This window comes from Pseudomonas sp. 28 E 9, assembly GCF_900004785.1.
GTDB lineage: Bacteria > Pseudomonadota > Gammaproteobacteria > Pseudomonadales > Pseudomonadaceae > Aquipseudomonas > Aquipseudomonas orientalis_A.
In genome coordinates, this window is record NZ_CVTK01000054.1 from 109,929 (window position 1) to 128,085 (window position 18,157).

Consider the following 18,157-nt stretch of genomic DNA (forward strand, 5'->3'; position numbering starts at 1 on the left):
GGTGGCGGGCGCAGGCAGGACCTCCTGGCCGCTACAGGTCAGTCGCTTCCTCCTCGGACGATTCACCGTCCAAGGGATGCTCCGCCAATTCCTGACGGCTCAAGGTCTCGATCAACGCCGCTTCCTTGACCGCCAGCCTGGCCTGCTCATCGTTGGCCTTTTGCTTGTACACGCCTTCGGTAAGGTCCCCCGCGTTGAAACGATCAGTCAGCGTGACCAGCTCTTCCTGATGCGGCAGGCTCTGTGCTTCGAACTGCGGCCGGTATTTGTGGGCCAGATAGTCCTGCCAGAACTCCCGGGCCAGCAGCGCCTGAAACTCCTGCGCCGAGTTGTTCAGCGCGACGACCTTCTCATAGGCCACATCGAGCATTGGCGCAGTGACACCCACCAGGCCGATAAACCTGACATGGGCGGGTTGCGCGGGCAATTTCAGACGGTCCTTGAGGCCGTGGCGATAAGCCAGGCGGATTTCCACTTCCTCATTCAGTCGGCTTCTGTGGGGCTGTTTTTCGGCCAGGGACACCGCCGGATCGTTAACGATGGCTTCACTGCGCTGGATATCCGCCGAAGCGATTTTATCGACCTCATGCAGACGGAACAGGCCTCTGGACAACTGCGACAAGGCGCGCCCCGGCGTCTCCCCGAGCGCCTGTGCGCGAGCCCGGTGGACCAGCACCTGCACCTCCAGGTTGCTGAAGGTAAACGCCGCACGATCACAGCAACGCGGCTCACCCGCCCGATCAAACAGCTCCTGGCGCAACCGGTCCGATTGCGGGGTGTTTTCGCTGATCGCGTCCAGCATTTCCCAGACCCGACGCTGCTGCTCCCCCCGGTCAGCGCCAGACAGATCGAGGCGCTCGAGCACACTGTTGAACAAACCATCGGCACCCGGCTGGTCGCGCAATGCAAACCACTGGGTCCGTCTGGCGGCGATTTGCTCGGCGGACAGGTTGGAGGTCCAGCGCAGGAACGGCGTTTCTTGCGCGGCCGTGATCACCCGGCCACCGCGAACCTGCCTGGCGGACTCCACCAACAGATTGATTTCCTGCGCCCCGGACGGCCTTGCCTGCCGCAGCCGGGCAGCATAATCCTGCACCCGCTGCTGGGTCTCTTCGGATAACGGATTGTCGGTCACGCGGGTCACGCGGTTGATCCGAGTCATCTGCTCCAACCGTTCAGCCGGGGGGGCAATCACGGCGGCGGGAATGCTTGTGATCTGGTTGTCTTGCAGGTCGATGGTGTCCAGGGCCGGTTGTTCCGCCAAGCCGACCGGCCAGGTGTCGATCTGGGTTCTGGCCAGGCTGAGGGTACGCAGATCGGTGATACCGCTGAAGTCCGGGCTGATACCCAGTGGGTTGTCATGTATGAGCAGCGCGCGCAGGGTGGTGCGTTCAGACAGAATACGCGCCGTTTGCGCGGTCAGACGGATCTGGTTTTTTTGCAGCATCAAACGCGTCAGGCCGTGCATGTCCCCCAGTGCCGGGGGCAACTCGCGCAGCTGGTTATTCGACATGTCCAGCCAGCGCAGGTGCCGATAGCGCGCGAGAAACCCCTCGGGTGAAGCGCTCAAGTGCATGTTGTTCAATTTGAGTGAGCCGACGTGGCTGAAGTCCACGTCCAGATCCGGCAGGCTGGGCAGGTTCAAGCCACTCAAATCCAGCTCCAGGCCGATAGGCGTGCCGTCATTGGCCAACTTCGGCGCGGTCTCGCGTCGCCAGCATTCGAGGATACGTTGCTGCGCGGTGTACCTGTCCGTCATCGCGGCCGTGTTGGCCTGCCGTTCGCCCATGCGCACATAACGCTGACGCTCACCGCCGCCCGAAAAGACCCAAGCACTCAACTGGTTTTGCAGCACGTCGAACTCCTGCTCCAGCCTGGTCAGCTCCGCACCCGCGTCAGCGCCTGACCGCCAGAGGAACTCCCTGGCTTGCTGGCTGCTTTTACCTGGGTACATCCGCCGATATCTTTCGACATCGGGATTACCAGTGTCGAATGCATTGGATAGGGCGCCCTTGATGAGGTCTGGGCGGGTCTGGCTCAAGCGTTTCCAATAGCTGTCGAGCTCGCGCCAATACTCTGCGGGGAATGCGTTGTCACGCAGCAAGGTCACCCCGTTGATCCTGGCGACCCTGTCAAGCTGGTCGGGTGCAGGCCTGAGGTTCTGCTCCGGCACTTCACGCAGTCGGTTGAAGCTCAGATCCACCATTTCAAGGTTGGCCTGGCTGCTCAGGCCGGTTGGCCACTGATCCATTTCGGTGTGCGCGAGGTTGAGGGTTTTCAACCGGGGCATGCCACTGAAGTCCGGTATTACTCTCAGCGGGTTATTCGCCAGCGACAGTGTCTCAAGATCAGCCATCGCACTGATTTTTCCGGCGCTGTGGCGGGTCAGTCGGATTTGATTGCTGCTGACTCGCCCACGGTATATCCGCCCAGCACTACGTCCCTGTCCGCTCAGGTCCAACGAGACGAGCGTGTTCATATCACCCACCACTTCCGGCAGTTCAGTCAACCCGCAGTCCCTGATCCGCAAACTGCGCAATTGGCTGAAGTTGCTCAGGAACCTGTGGGCACTGTCAGACCAGCGAAACCTGGACAACTCCAGCGACTGGACATGGCTGAAATCCCCTTCCAACGCTGGCAACTCCAGTACCCCGGCTCCGGACAAGTGCAGCGATTCGCCGCTATCCCGTCGCCAGCACCGCCTGATGCTGTTCGCGATACTCACTGCGGGGTCCTGCACACGCGCCAGAGCACTGGCCGTGGGCTGCTCGTGCACCTTGACCCACTCCTTGAGCGTTGTATCCAGGCGATTGTATTGCGTTCTGCGCTGCTCCCGTTCACGGCTTTCGGCTGAGCGCAGCAGGTCCGTGACCCGTTGGACAATGCCGCGCCCCCCACCCAGCAGGCGCATGGCCGGGTCGTAAGCCGGCTTGCGCACCGGGTGCTCCAGCAGCACCGTACGCAATGGCTCCCGCGGCAGTGGAGTGTGTTGAATCGCCGCCTTCAATTGCTGCGCATCGGTGAACCCCAGGCCCTGGCGCTCGGGACCAGACAAAGTATCCCAGGCGCCCGCGTAGAAATCCCGTGGAGCCGGTGCCTGGAACAGGCCGTTGTCCATCTGCACCAGCACCCTGGTGTGGGGCCAGTCCGGCGAGCCGATGGCGTCGAGCAGCGGGCCGGCAGCCGAATACCGACGCAGCTCCACCCGCGTCCCCCGTGGCCATCCCGGCAAGGTTTCAAGGGTGCGCAGGGCCAGGCGCTGGCTGTCGATGTGCGCCATTGTGTCCAGGTGCAGCCCTTCATAGGCTTTGGCCACACGGGTTTCCTGCTCGCACCACTGCGCCAGTTCGGCGCTTTCCGGCGGCAGCCGCCCCGTGTCGCGCAGTGCCTCCAGTGCCGGCGTATCGAGGTGCTTGAGTAACTGCGCCGCCACCGGTTCGGGCAAGTGTGGATAGCTGTCACGGATGAGCCGCACATCGGGATCATCACCGGCGCTCAGGGCGTTGTAACGCTCCTCGAGCAGCGCGCCCTTGAAGGTCTCGACCACACCGGCAATGTCCTGGCGCAACAGACCGGCCCGGGTCTGCAGTGAATCCTCGCCAGTGCCGGGAATGCCTTTGAGCGCGGGGTCAACGCCTTGCAGGGTGTTCAGCACCTCTTCAAGCAGCTCGCCACGGGCGATGTGCTGCTCACTGAGCACCACCACGCGCTTGGCCAGCGATGGCCGTGCATCGTCTTCCCACAACAGCGTGCCGTGACGGTCGAGCACCCGCAGGGGCGGTTCCTGGGGCAGCAGGCCGCGCCGTCGCAGAATGTGCATTTGCAATGCGATGTCGGCCTTGGCGTAGATCGCCGGGTCGCTGCTGCGCAATTGCTCGATGAACGTCGTGAGTTGCTGGTGCAGCTTGAAACGCTCGATGCTCTGGTTGAGCAACACGGGCACCGGCTGATGCTCGACGAAGGTCTCGCGCAACGCGTCCACGCCGACACCGCTGGCGTCCCGGGCGTGCTCCAGGCGCTCGGCACTGAGGGGCTCACGGGTGAGGCCCAGGCGCCGCATCAGGGTGGGGGCGTCCCAGGTCAGCGGCTCTTCGACTTCATGGCTCCAGGCACCGGCATGGTTATGCTCCAGCAGGGGCGCATAGGCCTCGGGGCGGCTCGGGTGCTGGATGCGGTAGTCGCCGGTGCGGGCATCCTGCTTGACCCGGTAATAGTCGCCTTCATGGGGCAGGATCGTCTCACCCTTGTGCTGGTAAAGCCCGAGGCGATCCGGCTTGGCATCGGCGCCCAGGTCCACAGGGATTTTGTACGCCCCCATGTCCGGGTTCCATAGTTGCGACTGACCATCGGGCTGGGTGATGGGCCTGAGGTTATCGACCATGCTCGACACTTTCACTTGCGGCAGGACCTTGGAACCGGTGCCGATAAACGCCGCATTGAGCGCCACACTGGAAAAATGCGCCCACATCGATTTAACGTCGCCCTGCTCGTAGGCTTCAATGCCCTCGAAGGCTTCGCTGGCCATTTGCGCGGCCCCCACCGCCAGCATGATCGGCCCCAACCCCGGCACCACGAACGCCGCCAGGTTGTACACGCTGATGACCGCATCCAGATAGCTCGACAAGCGCTCAAGCCGCGCCTTGCGGTCTTCATCGCCGGTGGGCACCGCCACCGCCCGCCCGTCGGACAGGATCTTGCGCACCTGGGCCCGGCGCAGTTGTTCCCAGAGATTGCCGCTGATCTCCATCTCCGCCAGCGACAACCGCGCGGCACCCGGCTTGATCGGGTAATCGGTGGCCGCGCCGTTGGCGGGTTTGTACAGGGCGTCGAACTGCTTGAAAAACACCCCTTGCTCACGCTGTGGCACAAAACTGCTGAAAAACCGCCGATAGGACGCACTGTGCAAGCGCGTGCGTAGATCGACCATAAAGTCGGCGCTGGAGGCGTACTCCTTGACGGGCTGCTGGGGGTCGTTGGGGATGTACACCACCAGACGCTCGACCCGCTCGCTGTCCAAGCGGTTCGGGCCAATCAGCACAGGGCCCACCAGCGTACAGCCGAACACCTGCAACGCCGCAAAGGTCACCGGCTTGCCATCGAGCGTGGCGCTGGCGGGGTCGGCCACCACTTGTTGGAGCATCTGGAAGGCCGTGTCGCTGGTGCCCCATCCCGTGCGGCCATTGGTAAGGCTACCGGTGAATTGGCGCCGGGCGATTTCGCTGCCCAGGGCCAGTGACTGGCGGTGATATTCTTCTAATTGCTTCTCCAGCGCGTCACGCTCGGCGCCGTCCTCGGGCTGCACAATCGCCTTGAGGTGCTGCTGATACTGCTCACCCAGATCAAGGGTGCGGCAGAGCCTGGCAAACGCATGGGGCGCAAGGCTGACCGCCTGGGCGTTTACGGCGTGGAAGGTGGACAACACCTCTCCGTCATAGCCACTCCACGTGGTAATGAGCTGGCAGTCGTTGCACGGCAGCGGTTGTTCCTCGTCGGCCTCGAAGTTGGCCAAGGCCGCCTCGAGCAGGGAAACACCCCGGTACTCGTAGCTCAGCGACGCATCGTTCTGCTGGTCGAATACCAGAAAACCATAAAGGTCATCGCGGCCTTTAAACGCGTACTTGCGCACCAAGTACACCTGGCGCACATCCAGATCCAGGTTGAACTGCTGCTTGATCGCGTCTTTGAGCGGCTGCTCGGCGAAATCCAGTACATCCTTGATCGTGCCCAGGGTGTTCTCGACCCGGTTCAAGGCTTCGCGGTAACGAATATGGCTGGCTGCCAGCTCGCTTCTGGACTGCGCCGTGGCACTCAAGTACCAGCTGGGCAGCTCCATTTCGTGGTCAGCGAGTTCTTGCTGGCGCTGCGCAGCCGATTGGTTGAACCAGGCGGGCACGCGGTCTTTGAGGAAGTCGTAGTGAACGCCGCGCAGGTCGACGTTGAAGGTCCCTTCGGCACTGGAAGGAGGAGGCAGAGAATCCGGCATGGCGGGTCGTCCTTGGTTGAGAGCAAAGCCCCCAGCCTATCGAACGACCCGTGTTGAAAAGCCTACATAGTTAACCGGTTCAGAAGTGCTCGCGCGGGTTGAATGCGGCTTTTTCCGCCAACGCCTGCCACAGCGCCTTGACCTCTTCATCGCTGGTTTTAGGCATCACCGCCTTGAGCTGCACGAACAGATAACCGCGCTGCCCGGCCTTGTTCAACAGACCGTGGCCCTTGGCGCGCATGCGCTGGCCATTCTGGCTACCGGCGGGCACCTTGAGGTTGATCTTGCCGGTCAGGGTCGGCACTGCCACTTCAGCGCCCAGGGCCAATTCCCACGGCGCCAGCGGCAAGTTGATGATCAGGTTTTCGCCATCCACCTCGAAACGGGCATGGGCGGCGAACTTGATAATCAGGTACAGATCGCCATTGGCCCCACCGCCAATGCCCGGCGCGCCCTGCCCCTTGAGGCGGATACGCTCGCCGTCGGCCACGCCGGCGGGGATCTTCACGTTCAGGCTCTTGACCGTGTTGCTGACGTGCCGACCGGACGCATCGTATTGCGGCACCTGGAAGCTGATCTGCTTGGATTCGGTGGACAGGGTTTCCTCAAGGGAGATCGACAGCTGCATCTCCACGTCCTGGCCCTTGCGCCCGGCAGGCCGACGCTGGCCGCCGCCAAACGCGTCGCCCCGCGAGCCGAAGATCGAGCTGAAGAAGTCCGAGAAGTCTTCAGTGCCGGCGCCGCCGCCAAAGCCGCCACGGCTCTGCCAACCGGGCGGGCCTTGGAACGGCTGGCCATGCTGGCCATATTTGCGCAGTTCGTCGTACTCGGCGCGCTTGTCGGCGCTCTTGAGCGCTTCATAGGCTTCGGACGCGTCCTTGAACTTGGCTTCGGCGTCCTTCTCCTTGCTCACGTCCGGGTGGTACTTGCGGGCGAGCTTGCGATAGGCGGCCTTGATTTCCTTGTCATCGGCGCTTGGCTCGACCCCCAGAATCTTGTAGTAATCTTTGAAGTCCATCGGCGGTTCACCATCCTTAAATCGAGATCGCACAGCCTGGCCACAAGGTGCGCTGGTTTGCACGTGTTGAGTCTTGCGGCCTGGGGTGCGTCGCAGTGTCATTCGGCACATGCCGTATGCACCAGATGTGGGGGCAAATGTCGCGCTTTCAAGCACCATTTAACAGATGGTCGGCCTACGCATCCGGCGTCGACTGGCATACACTGCGCGGCCGTTTTGCAACCGGAACCCGATAGACATGAAAAACGAATCTCCAGCCCGTGCCTGCGGCATCGACTTTGGCACGTCCAACTCCACCGTCGGCTGGATACGCCCCGGCGAGGAGACGCTCATCGCGCTGGAGGACGACAAAATCACCCTGCCGTCGGTGGTCTTCTTCAACTTTGAAGAGCGTCGTCCGGTGTACGGTCGGTTGGCGTTGCACGAATACCTGGAGAACTACGAAGGCCGCCTGATGCGCTCGCTCAAGAGCCTGCTGGGTTCCAAGCTGATCAAGCACGACACCAGTGTGCTCGGCACCGCAATGCCGTTCACCGACCTGCTGGCACTGTTTATCGGCCAGCTCAAGAGCCGCGCCGAAGCCAATGCCGGTCGTGAGTTCGAAGAAGTGGTGCTGGGCCGCCCGGTGTTCTTCGTCGATGACGACCCGATGGCCGACCAGGAGGCGGAAAACACCCTGGTCGACGTGGCGCGCGCGATCGGTTTCAAGGACATCTCGTTCCAGTACGAACCGATTGCGGCGGCGTTCGACTACGAGTCGACCATCGAGAAAGAAGAGCTGGTGCTGATTGTCGACATCGGCGGCGGTACCTCCGACTTCTCCCTGGTACGCCTGTCGCCGGATCGCCGCCACAACGACAACCGCCAGAGCGACATCCTCGCCACCGGCGGCGTGCACATCGGCGGCACCGACTTCGACAAACAGCTCTCGCTGGCCGGCATGATGCCGCTGTTCGGCTATGGCAGCCGCATGAAAAGCGGCGCCTACATGCCCACCAGCCACCACATGAACCTGGCCACCTGGCACACCATCAACTCGGTGTACTCGCAAAAATCCCAGCTGGCCCTGGGCAGCATGCGCTACGACATCGAAGACACCGGCGGCATCGACCGCCTGTTCAAATTGATCGAACAGCGCGCCGGGCACTGGCTGGCCATGGAAGTGGAAGAGACCAAGATCCAGCTGACCCAGGACGACAGCCGCCATGTGCCACTGGACCGTATCGAAGCGGGCCTGAGCGTGGACCTGAGCCGCGCGCTGTTCGAGTCATCCATCGACAACCTGCTCGAACGCGTGCGCGGCAGTGTCACGCAGTTGCTCAATGACGCCTCGGTGAGCGTGGCCCAGGTGGACACGGTGTTCTTTACCGGTGGCTCCAGCGGCATCCCGGCGCTGCGCCACAGCATTGCGGCGATGCTGCCGAATGCGCGGCACGTGGAAGGCAATATCTTTGGCAGTATTGGGAGTGGTTTGGCGATTGAGGCGAGTAAGCGTTACGGCAGTTGAGTTTTAGCTCAAAACTGCGGCGCGCCTATCGGGGGCAAGCCCCCTCCCACAGTTTGATGTGTGAACACTTTCAAATGTGGGAGGGGGCTTGCCCCCGATAGCGTCAGCCCAGGCAACACAAGGCTTAAACCATCCCGCCGAGCTTCAACTCACTCTTGAGATACGCATAGTAAATCGGCCCCGCCACCACCCCCGGCAGGCCGAATGCCGCCTCAAACACCAGCATCGCCAACAACAACTCCCACGACTTGGCACTGATCTGCCCGCCGACAATCCGCGCGTTGAGAAAGTACTCGACCTTGTGGATCACGATCAGGTACCCCAGCGCCGCCACCGCCACCCAGATCGACAACGACAACGCGACTATGGTGATCAGTGTGTTGGACATCAGGTTGCCGATCACCGGCAGCAGGCCGAGCAGGAAGGTCAGTACGATCAGGGTTTTGGTCAGCGGCAGGTGGATGCCGCACAGCGGCAGGACCACGGCGAGGAACACGGCGGTGAAGGCGGTATTGAGCGCGGCGATCTTGATCTGGGCGAAGACGATATTGCGAAACGCCTGGACCAGCAGGTGCAGGCGGTCGAACAACGCCGCAGCCAGGGGTTTGCGCTTGGTCAGGTCAGGCACGCGTTGCAGGGCGATGATCGCGCCCAGCACCATGCCGATCAGCAAGGTGACGAACATGTGCGCGGCGTCCTTGCCGACCAGTTGCAGTTCGCTCAGGTGCTTGCTCAGCCATTGGCCGATGGCCACGCGAAACTCGGCGGCGCTGGCGGGCAGGTAGGCGTCCAAAAACGGCGGCAACTGGCCGCGCGCGCGGTCGACCACGCCCATGAATTTGTCGAGCGAAGCGCCGGGGTTTTCCGCCTCATGGAGCAGAAAGCTGATGGCGCCGGCGAAGATCAGCGCGAGTACGCTGACGATCAAAGTGCCGAGCAGGGCCACCGCCAGCCAGCGCGCACGCCGCCCTTCGATCAGCCGTTGCAGTTGGGGGGTGAGCATGTTGACCAATTCATAGACCAACAGGCCGGCCAGCAGGCTGGGCAGCAATTTGAGCGGCAGCACCAGCAGCAGTCCGCCGAAAATGATGATGTAGCTGGCCAGCAACAACACATGACGCTGAGAAAACGTTGGCATACAGCCTCAAAACGAACGGCGTTAAAGGATGTTGTAGGAGCGAGCTTGCTCGCGAAAAACGAAAGGGCACCGCGTTTAGTCAGGGTGCCCGTTTGATCGTTCACGTTTTTCGCGAGCAAGCTCGCGCCTACAAAGGGACTGCGTGCGAGTGTCGCAGCCTTCTATGGCCTGGGGCTATTACTTCTTCAGGCAGGTGCTCATGAATGTTTTACGCGCATCGCCGGTCAACGCTTGGGTTTTCGCCGACGCATTGCAGTCTTTCATCTTTTGCTGCTGCGGGGTCAGGGTCTTGGCATCATTGGCCGCCGGGGCCGACAGGCAGGTCTTCATGAAAGCCTTGCGCTCATCGCCCTTGAGGGTCTTGGTGGTGGCCTCGGCGTTACAGGTGGTCATTTTGTTTTGCTGGGCGGTGGCGGCAAAACCCTGGGAACACAGCAGCAGGCCCATCATCAACAGCGGAATACGCAGCATCTTCATGGAGTTTTCTCCCTGTTACCGTACCGAAGGGCACGGCCTACAACGCAGTGTAGTCAAAACCTGTTACAACTTCACCGGCGGCGAATAGTCGTCCGACGGTATCGCTTCCACCTCTTCAACACATTGGGTTTGCTTTCGATGCAATACGCGTATCCCCTGCTGGCCATCCTTATCTGGGCCGGCAACACCGTGGTCAACAAACTGGCGGTGGGTTCGATTTTCCCGGCTGAAATCGGCTTTTATCGCTGGCTGTTCGCGGCGCTGCTGTTCACTCCGTTCATGTTCAAGCCGGTGATCGCCAACTGGCCGCTGATCCGCCCGAACCTGGGCAAGATTTTCATGCTCGGCGTGCTGGGCATGGCCGTGTATCAAAGCCTGGCCTATTACGCCGCCACGCTGACCAGTGCCACCAACATGGGCATCATCCTCTCGCTGATGCCGCTGATGGCCCTGACCGCCGCCATTATCAGCCTCGGCCAGCGCCTGACCTTCGGCGCGCTGACCGGCGCGGTGCTGTCGTTCGCGGGGGTTGTGGTGGTGGTGTCATCCGGCAGCCTGGGCGCGTTGCTGCAACACGGGATCAACCTCGGTGACGCCATGATGCTGGTCGCCACCCTGGCCTACGCGGTCTACAGCACCTTGCTGAAAAAATGGCAACTGCGCCTGCCGCCGTTGGTGCTGTTGTACCTGCAAGTGCTGGTGGCGGTGGTGGTGCTGTTTCCGCTGTTCCTGTTCTCGGCCAAGGCGGGCCTGGGCTGGGCGAATATCCCGCTGGTGCTGTATGCGTGCCTGCTGGCTTCGATGCTGGCGCCGCTGGCGTGGATGCACTCGGTCAAGACCCTTGGGCCAAGCCGTACCACGTTGTTTTTCAACCTGCTTCCACTGATTACTGCCTTGATCGCGGCGGTGGTGCTGAAGGAAGCGCTGGCGCTTTATCACCTGGTGGGAGGGTTGCTGACCTTGGGTGGGGTCGTCCTGTCGGAGCGCTGGACCACGCCGGTCAGACCTCGTCGTGACACATCCTGTTAAATCCGATAAAACTTTTCGCCTCTCTCGCGACTCACAACTGGGAGCGATCACGCCGGCAGAGCGTGGCGTAAAACCGGATTAGCCCCAGGAGATTGAGATGACTGAAGCACACTTGACTGACGTTGCGACCCTGCGCAGCCGCGCCCGCCAGAACGTCGAAAACGGTGCCGTGACCGAAGGCTATGACGCCGACCGCGAAGAAATTATCCGCCTGCTCAACGCATCGCTGGCCACCGAACTGGTCTGCGTATTGCGCTACAAGCGTCACTACTTCATGGCCAGCGGCCTGAAAGCCAGCGTTGCCGCCGATGAATTCCTGGAGCACGCCACCCAGGAAGCCGAACACGCCGACAAACTTGCCGAGCGCATCGTGCAACTGGGCGGCGAGCCGGAATTCAACCCCGACCTGCTGTCGAAGAACTCCCACGCGCAATACGTGGCGGGCAACTCGCTGAAAGAAATGGTCTACGAAGACCTGGTGGCCGAGCGGATCGCGGTAGACAGCTACCGTGAAATCATTCAGTACATCGGTGATAAAGACCCGACCACCCGTCGCATCTTCGAAGACATCCTGGCCCAGGAAGAAGAACACGCCGACGACATGGCGGATATTCTGGAAGGCCTGTAATCAGCCGCACAGCACTACCCATGTGGGAGGGGGCTTGCTCCCGATAGCGGTGTTTCAGTCAAAGATTGATTGGCTGATATACCGCTATCGGGGGCAAGCCCCCTCCCACATTTGGTTTCAGGGGCAGTCAGTTACTTCACGGTCTTGGGCGCCTTGCCTTCTCTCATCTGTTGCAGCAACGGTGCACACGCATTCGGCTCGCCGCCGCTTGGCGCGACCAAGGCGAGCAACCCGGCCGCAGGACCTGCGATCACACCCAGGGCGACCATGCCCGCGCCACGCAGTGCCAGGGGGATGGCCTTGACGCCGGCATTGGGCTTGATGAACGGCCCGTTCACATATAACGGCGAGCGCAGGGAGAACAGGCGGAAGCCCTTGGACTCCGGCGTGATGGTCAGGTCCAACTGCTCGGTCGCCATATTCGCCGTGCCATCGACGTAGATGATCGCGTTCTCGGTATCGAATACAAACAAGCGGGTGGTCGCCAGGCCGGTCTTGATACCGAAGTCCGCCGCAGCGCAGTTGATCTTCACTTCCTTGTCGCCAAACAGGCGCCCCACCACGTAATTGCCCACGTTGAGGCCGGCGATTTCCATCAGGCCACGGCTGATCGCACCGTCGTTGATCAGCATCTTCAGGTCACCGTTGGAGGTGCCCAGCAGCGCTGCCACAGAGTTGCCGCGCCCGGCAATATCGGCGTCGCCGTTGAGTTCGCCGAAGCTGGTTTTCATCGGCTCAAAGCTTGGGAACAACTGCTTGAGCTTGAAGTTACGCGCCGTGAGCTTCGCCCGGCCTTCCATTGGCGTGGTGCGGCCGTTCAAGCGGATCTGCGCATCGAGCTTGCCGCCGGCCACGCCGAAGCGCAGGGGTTCAAGGCTCAGCTCACCGTCGTTGAGCACAAGGTGCGTATAAAGGTCGGTGAACGGCAGCTCGGCGCTGTGCACGATGCGTTTGCCGGTGAATTCCACGTCGGCATCCATGTCGCGCCAGCGCTCGGTGCGGAACTCTTCAACCGGCAGCACCTTGGTTGCCGGTTGCTTGCTTTCACCGCCGCGGGCTTTCTGCTTGGCGTTGGAGTCGGCGCCGATCAAGGGCGCCAGGTCGTCCATCAGCAGTTGATTGGACACCAGCGCGCCGCTGAGCTTGGGCCGTGGCTGGCTGGCCACGTAGGCCAGGTCGCCGTGGATATCGCTGTTGCCGATCTTGCCGTTGAAGTTTTCATAGCGAAAGGACGCACCGCTGGCTTCATGCAGCTTGGCGATCAGATGACCGTCGGTTGAATAGGCCGGCGAATCGGGCAACGTCACGCCGGTCAGCGGGTAGAGGTTGCCCAGGCTGGCACCGGCGAGCTTCAGGCGCAGGTCCAGGGCGCCGAGATTCAGCGGGTCGGTCAGGGTGCCGGCCAGGGCGATGCTGGTGTCGCCGATCTTGACCTGGGCCTGCAGCGGGAACGGCTTGGCCGCGTCCTGCAGGGCGAGCAGGCCGCCGATCTTGCCGGTGCCGGCGAGCGCCTGGCCGTGATACTGGCCTTTGACCTTGAGGCCGAACGCGTAGTCCTGGGGGGTCGAGCCTTTTTCCAGGGCTTTTTTGGCATCCGCGTCGCCGACGATTGCACCGAAGGGGATCGGCTTGCCCAGCGGGTCGATGATCACATCGAGCCGGGTCTTGAGGGTCTGGTCGTCGAGGGTGACGTGGCCTTTGTCGAAACCGATGGCGCCGATATCTACCACCCAGTTGGAAGGTTCGGCGTCGGGGTCCTTGGGGTCGAACTTGAAGGTCCAGTTGGCGCGTCCGTCGGCCAGACGCTGCAGGTCGGCGCTCGGCTCGGTGAGGTCAATACGCGGGATCACCACGCGTTGTGCCAGCAACGCCAAGGGTGAAATACGCAATTCGACCTTCTTGAGCGTGACCATCTGCGGTTGCTTGGACCAATCGGGATTGCCCAGGCTCAGGTCTTCGGCAATCACGTGGGGCCAGGGCACCCAGGCCCGCCAGCCGCCCTCGTCGGGCTCACGCTGCCACACCACCGCCAGGTTGCCGTTGATGGCGAACGGGCGGTGCAACTCTTCGGAGACCTTGGCGTTAAGGGGCGGCTTGATGCGGTTCCAGTCAAAAAACACCAGGACCAATACCGCGATGGCGATTAACAGAACGAAGCTGGCGCAGCACCAGGCGACGATTTTTCGAGTGCGCGTCATTGCACAAAACTCCTGATTACGACTGGCTGGGCAACAGCCTTTGAAACAGCTTATAGGACTACGACTGGCAAAGTGCCCGGGGGTTTAACGCAACGGCCGATTTAGCCGAAAAAAGCGATTTTCCTGATCGATCAGACCGTTTCCGCTCAGCAACCACGCACCATTGTTACCCAGGTGCGTGTCGAAAATACCCACTACGGTGCAAAACCGCGTGCTTGAGAGGCGCGAGCTAGAGCCTCCCGCGAGAACAATCAATTCTGTTGATTATTACCATTGTGTTTATGAACTTTTATATCGACTTATCAAGAGTAGCATTAGCCCTGTACCCACTTTATCGCCCTCCCGAGGAGCAACCATCATGAAACGCCAAGTACTTGCTACCCTCCTGTTATCCGTCCTGGCTTCCAGTGCCTTTGCCCTGCCAGCCGCCGAACAGGCCACCCCACAGAACCAGTCCCAGGCCGTGCAGTCGAGCCAGACCCTGGCCCGCAGCGGTTCGCAGGAAGATGAGAACCGTGACTACGCCAAAGGCGCTGTCGCTGAAAACGGTTCGGAGCAGGCCAACAAACGTGCCTACACCGAAGGCCTGACTGAAGGTGGCAACGACCGCCTGCAGGAAAAAGGTCTGGTAGAAGGCGGCGCTGAACAAGCCAATGACCGTGCCTACACCCAGGGTATCGCTGAAGGCGGTGCCGACCGTCTGCAAGAACTGCATCAAGCACAGAGCTAAGCCCGTGGTGGCCCAGAAAAAAGCCCGATCTACCGATCGGGCTTTTGCTTTTCTATAGACCGCGTCACGTCTGCCCCCGTCAAGTTCGACGCCGGCAAAGCGCTTTTGCTAGAGTGCGTCGTTGTACTCGCCGACAAAGCCCATCCGCTCATGCTGCCCCGCGCCGAACAGAAGCAACAGACTCGCCTCGCCTTGATGGACGCTGCCCGCCATCTGATGGAGTGTGGCCGTGGGTTTGGCAGCCTGAGCCTGCGCGAAGTGGCCAAGACAGCGGGCATCGTGCCCACCGGCTTCTATCGCCATTTTGCCGACATGGACCAGCTTGGGCTCGCGTTGGTCAGTGAAGTCGGCCAGACATTCCGCGCCACGATTCGCCTGGTGCGCCACAACGAATTCGTCATGGGCGGGATCATCGATGCGTCCGTGCGGATCTTTCTCGATGTGGTCTCGGCCAACCGTTCCCAATTCCTGTTTCTGGCCCGCGAACAATACGGCGGTTGCCTGGCCGTGCGCCAAGCCATCGGCGCGCTGCGCGAAGACATCACCCGCGACCTGGCGGCCGACCTTACGCTGATGCCCAAGCTGCAGCACCTGGATGCCGACGGCTTGCACGTGATGGCCGACCTGATCGTCAAAAGTGTATTTGCCACCCTGCCCGACATCATCGACCCTCCCGTCCAGGCCTTGCCTGCCCACCTCACGCCCCAGGCGAAGATCACCCAGCAATTGCGCTTTATCTTTATCGGCCTCAAGCATTGGCAAGGCCTGGGCAGTACCGAGTAATACGATCAGCCGGCCTTGTGAAAGCGCTTGGCGGTGGTGTAGTTCCTGTTCCAGTAGCTATTGCTCAACGAATCGATACGCACGTTCTTGCCGGTACGCGGTGAATGGATAAATTTGCCGTCGCCGATATACAGCCCGACGTGACTGACCCGCCCCTGCCCATTGCCTTTGAAAAAGACCGCGTCGCCCGGCTTCAACGCCGTGCGCTTGATGGTCGCGGCCGTTGAACGGTGCATCGCAGCCGTGGTGCGCGGCAGCTGGATATTGGCTTGGGTCTTGAACAGATAGACCAGGAAACTGCTGCAATCGAACCCTTGCTCAGTGGAGGTACCGCCCCACTTGTAGGGTGTACCGAGCAGTTGATGGGCGCGGTCGATCACATTTTCGACCGAAGACGGTGCATGGGCGGAAACAAACGTCGGCGGCTGTTGAAGAGTGGCCGAGGCTGAGGAAATAAGACAAGACAGACTGACAATGACGGAACAGATAAGTGACTTGAACATGATGAACATCGCGGCGGATTAAACACGGCGCGAATCTTAAAGAACCACCACGTAAGCTCACGAAGGCCAATTCTCTGGCTCTTGTAGGATTATTCCTTAAAGGCAGATGAAGAATTGTATGAAAGACATTTCATGCAATTCATCGGCTTACTCCACGCAAAATGCCCCCTCCTGGTGCCGAGCGCCGCTCAAACGCACCAAATTGCAACACGCTCGCCCTGTACGAATGCCCTGCCGTGTAGCGCTCGCGCCCTGCTGACAGGGATTTCCTACGCGCCAGCCGGGTTGGCAAGGCCCTTGCTCTACCACCTTTATAGCCCCTTTATCGTTAATAGCTGGAAACCCTCCGATGCTGGTGATCCACCGCCGAATCGCCCCCCAGGCCCTCTGGGCCGCCGAGCTGCTGCTGAACTTCGAAGCCCGCAGCAAAAGCCGCCTGCGCTGTTTCAGTGCCGACGGTGAAGACGTCGGCCTGTTTTTGGAGCGTGGGCAACCGCCGCTGCACGATGGCGAATTCCTGCAAGCCGAGGACGGACGCGTCGTACGTGTCTGCGCACGCCCTGAGCAACTGCTGCATGTCACCTGCCGCAACGCGTTTGAACTGACCCGCGCGGCCTATCACCTGGGCAATCGCCATGTCGCCCTGCAGGTCGGCGATGGCTGGCTGCGCCTGCTCGATGACTATGTGCTCAAGGCCATGCTGGAACAGCTGGGCGCCGATGCGCACCCCATCGAGGCGCCTTTCCAACCCGAGCACGGCGCCTATGGCGGTGGTCATCACCACTCGCGCCACGGTGACGAAGACTTCAATTACGCGCCCAAACTGCATCAGTTCGGCGTGCGTCCATGAACCCGGCCTGGGCGCTGTTGCGCCTGGCCAGTCCGCAATTGCCGATTGGCGGCTACAGCTACTCCCAGGGCCTGGAAATGGCGGTGGAGAACGGCCGCGTCAACGATGCCGCCAGCGCGCGACGCTGGATCAGCGATCAATTGCTGCTCAACCTCGCGCGTTTCGAAGCGCCCTTGCTGCTCGCCCACTGCCGCGCCGCAGCGGAACAGGCCTGGCCGCGCCTGGCGCAGTTGTGTGAAGAACACCGTGCCAGCCGCGAAACCCGCGAGCTGTATCAGGAGAGCCGGCAGATGGGCTACTCCCTGCAACAACTGCTCAGTGGCTTGCCCGAGTTGGACGCCGACGCCCGTGATTTCCTTGACCAACAGCCTGAACCCCATCTGGCCCTTGGCTGGGCCCTGGCCGCACGGGCCTGGGCCATCCGCCCCGACGACGCCCTCGCCGCCTGGCTCTGGAGCTGGCTGGAAAACCAGTTGGCCGTGCTGATGAAAACCCTGCCCCTGGGCCAGCAAGCCGCGCAGCGCCTGACCAGCGAACTGCTGCCGCTGTTGCAGCAGGCCCAGCACGAGGCTGGCCGCGTCGAACCCGATCACCTTGGCAGCGCCGCGTTTGGCCTGTCTTTGGCGTGCATGGCCCACGAGCGCCAGTACAGCCGCCTGTTCCGTTCCTGAGGCTTTTTTGGAGAACCCACCATGAACACACAACCCCTGCGCGTCGGCATCGGCGGCCCGGTCGGCTCCGGCAAGACCGCCCTGACCCTGGCCCTGTGCCTGGCGCTGCGCGACCGCTACAACCTGGCAGTGGTTACCAACGATATCTACACCCGCGAAGACGCAGATTTTTTGGTGCGCAACCAGGCCCTGGCGCCGGAGCGCATCATCGGCGTGGAAACCGGCGGCTGCCCGCACACGGCGATCCGCGAAGATGCCTCGATCAACCTGGAGGCGGTGGACCAGCTCAACCGCCGGTTTCCAGGCCTGGACCTGATTCTGGTGGAGTCCGGTGGCGACAACCTGTCGGCGACGTTCAGCCCCGAGCTGTCGGACCTCACCATCTACGTGATCGATGTGTCCGCCGGCGACAAGCTGCCGCGCAAGGGCGGGCCCGGTATTTGCAAATCCGACCTGCTGGTGATCAACAAAATCGACCTCGCGCCGCTGGTGGGCGCCTCGCTGGAATTGATGAACAGCGACACCCAACGCATGCGCAATGGCAAACCCTTTGTGTTCAGCAATCAGAAAACCGGCGTCGGCCTGGATGAAATCGTCGCCTTTATCGAACGTCAAGGCCTGCTGACCGCTGCCTGATTCCCC

At 61.6% G+C, this 18,157-nt stretch carries 14 protein-coding genes; 8 read left to right on the top strand and 6 right to left on the bottom strand.

Annotated elements, in window-relative coordinates; translation table 11 throughout:
* Positions 1 to 31: 31 nt before the first annotated feature.
* Entirely contained in the window at positions 32 to 5,983 is a 5,952-nt protein-coding gene (locus BFQ00_RS22310; protein WP_065934786.1) for an NEL-type E3 ubiquitin ligase domain-containing protein, read from the bottom strand.
* Positions 5,984 to 6,062: 79 nt separating this feature from the next.
* A complete protein-coding gene (locus BFQ00_RS22315) occupies positions 6,063 to 7,001 on the bottom strand; it encodes a DnaJ C-terminal domain-containing protein (protein WP_065896745.1) in 939 nt (312 codons plus the stop codon).
* A 238-nt stretch (positions 7,002 to 7,239) separates the two neighbouring features.
* On the opposite strand from BFQ00_RS22315, the gene BFQ00_RS22320 reads away from it, so the two are divergent.
* On the top strand, positions 7,240 to 8,508 hold the full coding sequence (locus BFQ00_RS22320; protein WP_065883383.1) for an Hsp70 family protein: 1,269 nt from the start codon (positions 7,240 to 7,242) through the stop codon (positions 8,506 to 8,508).
* 124 nt (positions 8,509 to 8,632) lie between these two features.
* Here the strand turns inward: BFQ00_RS22320 and BFQ00_RS22325 are convergent, their stop codons facing one another.
* A complete protein-coding gene (locus BFQ00_RS22325) occupies positions 8,633 to 9,646 on the bottom strand; it encodes an AI-2E family transporter (protein WP_065883382.1) in 1,014 nt (337 codons plus the stop codon).
* 177 nt (positions 9,647 to 9,823) lie between these two features.
* Complete coding sequence (locus BFQ00_RS22330; RefSeq protein WP_065883380.1) at positions 9,824 to 10,123, bottom strand: PsiF family protein; 300 nt, start codon at positions 10,121 to 10,123, stop codon at positions 9,824 to 9,826.
* Positions 10,124 to 10,261: 138 nt separating this feature from the next.
* Here BFQ00_RS22330 and BFQ00_RS22335 point away from each other — a divergent pair, with 138 nt between their 5' ends.
* Both BFQ00_RS22335 and BFQ00_RS22340 read left to right on the top strand, forming a co-directional pair.
* Positions 10,262 to 11,152: a DMT family transporter gene (locus tag BFQ00_RS22335; RefSeq protein WP_065894545.1), complete on the top strand. Its 891-nt coding sequence runs from the start codon at positions 10,262 to 10,264 to the stop codon at positions 11,150 to 11,152.
* 97 nt (positions 11,153 to 11,249) lie between these two features.
* Entirely contained in the window at positions 11,250 to 11,780 is a 531-nt protein-coding gene (locus BFQ00_RS22340; protein WP_065883376.1) for a ferritin-like domain-containing protein, read from the top strand.
* A 131-nt stretch (positions 11,781 to 11,911) separates the two neighbouring features.
* On the opposite strand, the gene BFQ00_RS22345 is transcribed toward BFQ00_RS22340, so the two are convergent.
* Positions 11,912 to 13,978, bottom strand: coding sequence for an AsmA family protein (locus tag BFQ00_RS22345; protein ID WP_065934787.1), 2,067 nt, complete (start codon positions 13,976 to 13,978; stop codon positions 11,912 to 11,914).
* Between the two features lie 358 nt (positions 13,979 to 14,336).
* Here BFQ00_RS22345 and BFQ00_RS22350 point away from each other — a divergent pair, with 358 nt between their 5' ends.
* Both BFQ00_RS22350 and BFQ00_RS22355 read left to right on the top strand, forming a co-directional pair.
* On the top strand, positions 14,337 to 14,708 hold the full coding sequence (locus BFQ00_RS22350) for a hypothetical protein (protein ID WP_065934788.1): 372 nt from the start codon (positions 14,337 to 14,339) through the stop codon (positions 14,706 to 14,708).
* A 150-nt stretch (positions 14,709 to 14,858) separates the two neighbouring features.
* On the top strand, positions 14,859 to 15,491 hold the full coding sequence (locus tag BFQ00_RS22355) for a TetR family transcriptional regulator (protein WP_065934789.1): 633 nt from the start codon (positions 14,859 to 14,861) through the stop codon (positions 15,489 to 15,491).
* Between the two features lie 5 nt (positions 15,492 to 15,496).
* Here the strand turns inward: BFQ00_RS22355 and BFQ00_RS22360 are convergent, their stop codons facing one another.
* Entirely contained in the window at positions 15,497 to 15,994 is a 498-nt protein-coding gene (locus BFQ00_RS22360) for a C40 family peptidase (protein ID WP_065934904.1), read from the bottom strand.
* Between the two features lie 349 nt (positions 15,995 to 16,343).
* Here BFQ00_RS22360 and ureE point away from each other — a divergent pair, with 349 nt between their 5' ends.
* The 3 genes from ureE to ureG are packed head-to-tail and all read left to right on the top strand — an operon-like array spanning position 16,344 to position 18,151.
* Complete coding sequence (gene ureE, locus BFQ00_RS22365; protein WP_065896742.1) at positions 16,344 to 16,844, top strand: urease accessory protein UreE; 501 nt, start codon at positions 16,344 to 16,346, stop codon at positions 16,842 to 16,844.
* A complete protein-coding gene (locus tag BFQ00_RS22370) occupies positions 16,841 to 17,515 on the top strand; it encodes an urease accessory protein UreF (protein ID WP_065883366.1) in 675 nt (224 codons plus the stop codon). The genes ureE and BFQ00_RS22370 overlap by 4 nt, the downstream gene beginning before the upstream one ends.
* 21 nt (positions 17,516 to 17,536) lie before the next feature.
* Positions 17,537 to 18,151 carry an urease accessory protein UreG gene (ureG, locus tag BFQ00_RS22375; RefSeq protein ID WP_017849719.1) on the top strand — a complete coding sequence of 205 codons (615 nt, stop codon included), beginning with the start codon at positions 17,537 to 17,539 and terminating at the stop codon, positions 18,149 to 18,151.
* Positions 18,152 to 18,157 lie beyond the last annotated feature (6 nt).

What these genes read in the sequence shown, in the direction of transcription:
- BFQ00_RS22330 (WP_065883380.1), bottom strand. Translation starts at nt 10,123, where the DNA reads ATGAAGATGCTGCGTATTCCGCTGTTGATGATGGGCCTGCTGCTGTGT.
- BFQ00_RS22350 (WP_065934788.1), top strand. Translation starts at nt 14,337, where the DNA reads ATGAAACGCCAAGTACTTGCTACCCTCCTGTTATCCGTCCTGGCTTCC.
- BFQ00_RS22355 (WP_065934789.1), top strand. Translation starts at nt 14,859, where the DNA reads ATGCTGCCCCGCGCCGAACAGAAGCAACAGACTCGCCTCGCCTTGATG.
- BFQ00_RS22360 (WP_065934904.1), bottom strand. Translation starts at nt 15,994, where the DNA reads ATGTTCAAGTCACTTATCTGTTCCGTCATTGTCAGTCTGTCTTGTCTT.
- BFQ00_RS22340 (WP_065883376.1), top strand. Translation starts at nt 11,250, where the DNA reads ATGACTGAAGCACACTTGACTGACGTTGCGACCCTGCGCAGCCGCGCC.
- ureE (WP_065896742.1), top strand. Translation starts at nt 16,344, where the DNA reads ATGCTGGTGATCCACCGCCGAATCGCCCCCCAGGCCCTCTGGGCCGCC.
- ureG (WP_017849719.1), top strand. Translation starts at nt 17,537, where the DNA reads ATGAACACACAACCCCTGCGCGTCGGCATCGGCGGCCCGGTCGGCTCC.
- BFQ00_RS22370 (WP_065883366.1), top strand. Translation starts at nt 16,841, where the DNA reads ATGAACCCGGCCTGGGCGCTGTTGCGCCTGGCCAGTCCGCAATTGCCG.
- BFQ00_RS22320 (WP_065883383.1), top strand. Translation starts at nt 7,240, where the DNA reads ATGAAAAACGAATCTCCAGCCCGTGCCTGCGGCATCGACTTTGGCACG.
- BFQ00_RS22335 (WP_065894545.1), top strand. Translation starts at nt 10,262, where the DNA reads ATGCAATACGCGTATCCCCTGCTGGCCATCCTTATCTGGGCCGGCAAC.
- BFQ00_RS22315 (WP_065896745.1), bottom strand. Translation starts at nt 7,001, where the DNA reads ATGGACTTCAAAGATTACTACAAGATTCTGGGGGTCGAGCCAAGCGCC.
- BFQ00_RS22345 (WP_065934787.1), bottom strand. Translation starts at nt 13,978, where the DNA reads ATGACGCGCACTCGAAAAATCGTCGCCTGGTGCTGCGCCAGCTTCGTT.
- BFQ00_RS22325 (WP_065883382.1), bottom strand. Translation starts at nt 9,646, where the DNA reads ATGCCAACGTTTTCTCAGCGTCATGTGTTGTTGCTGGCCAGCTACATC.
- BFQ00_RS22310 (WP_065934786.1), bottom strand. Translation starts at nt 5,983, where the DNA reads ATGCCGGATTCTCTGCCTCCTCCTTCCAGTGCCGAAGGGACCTTCAAC.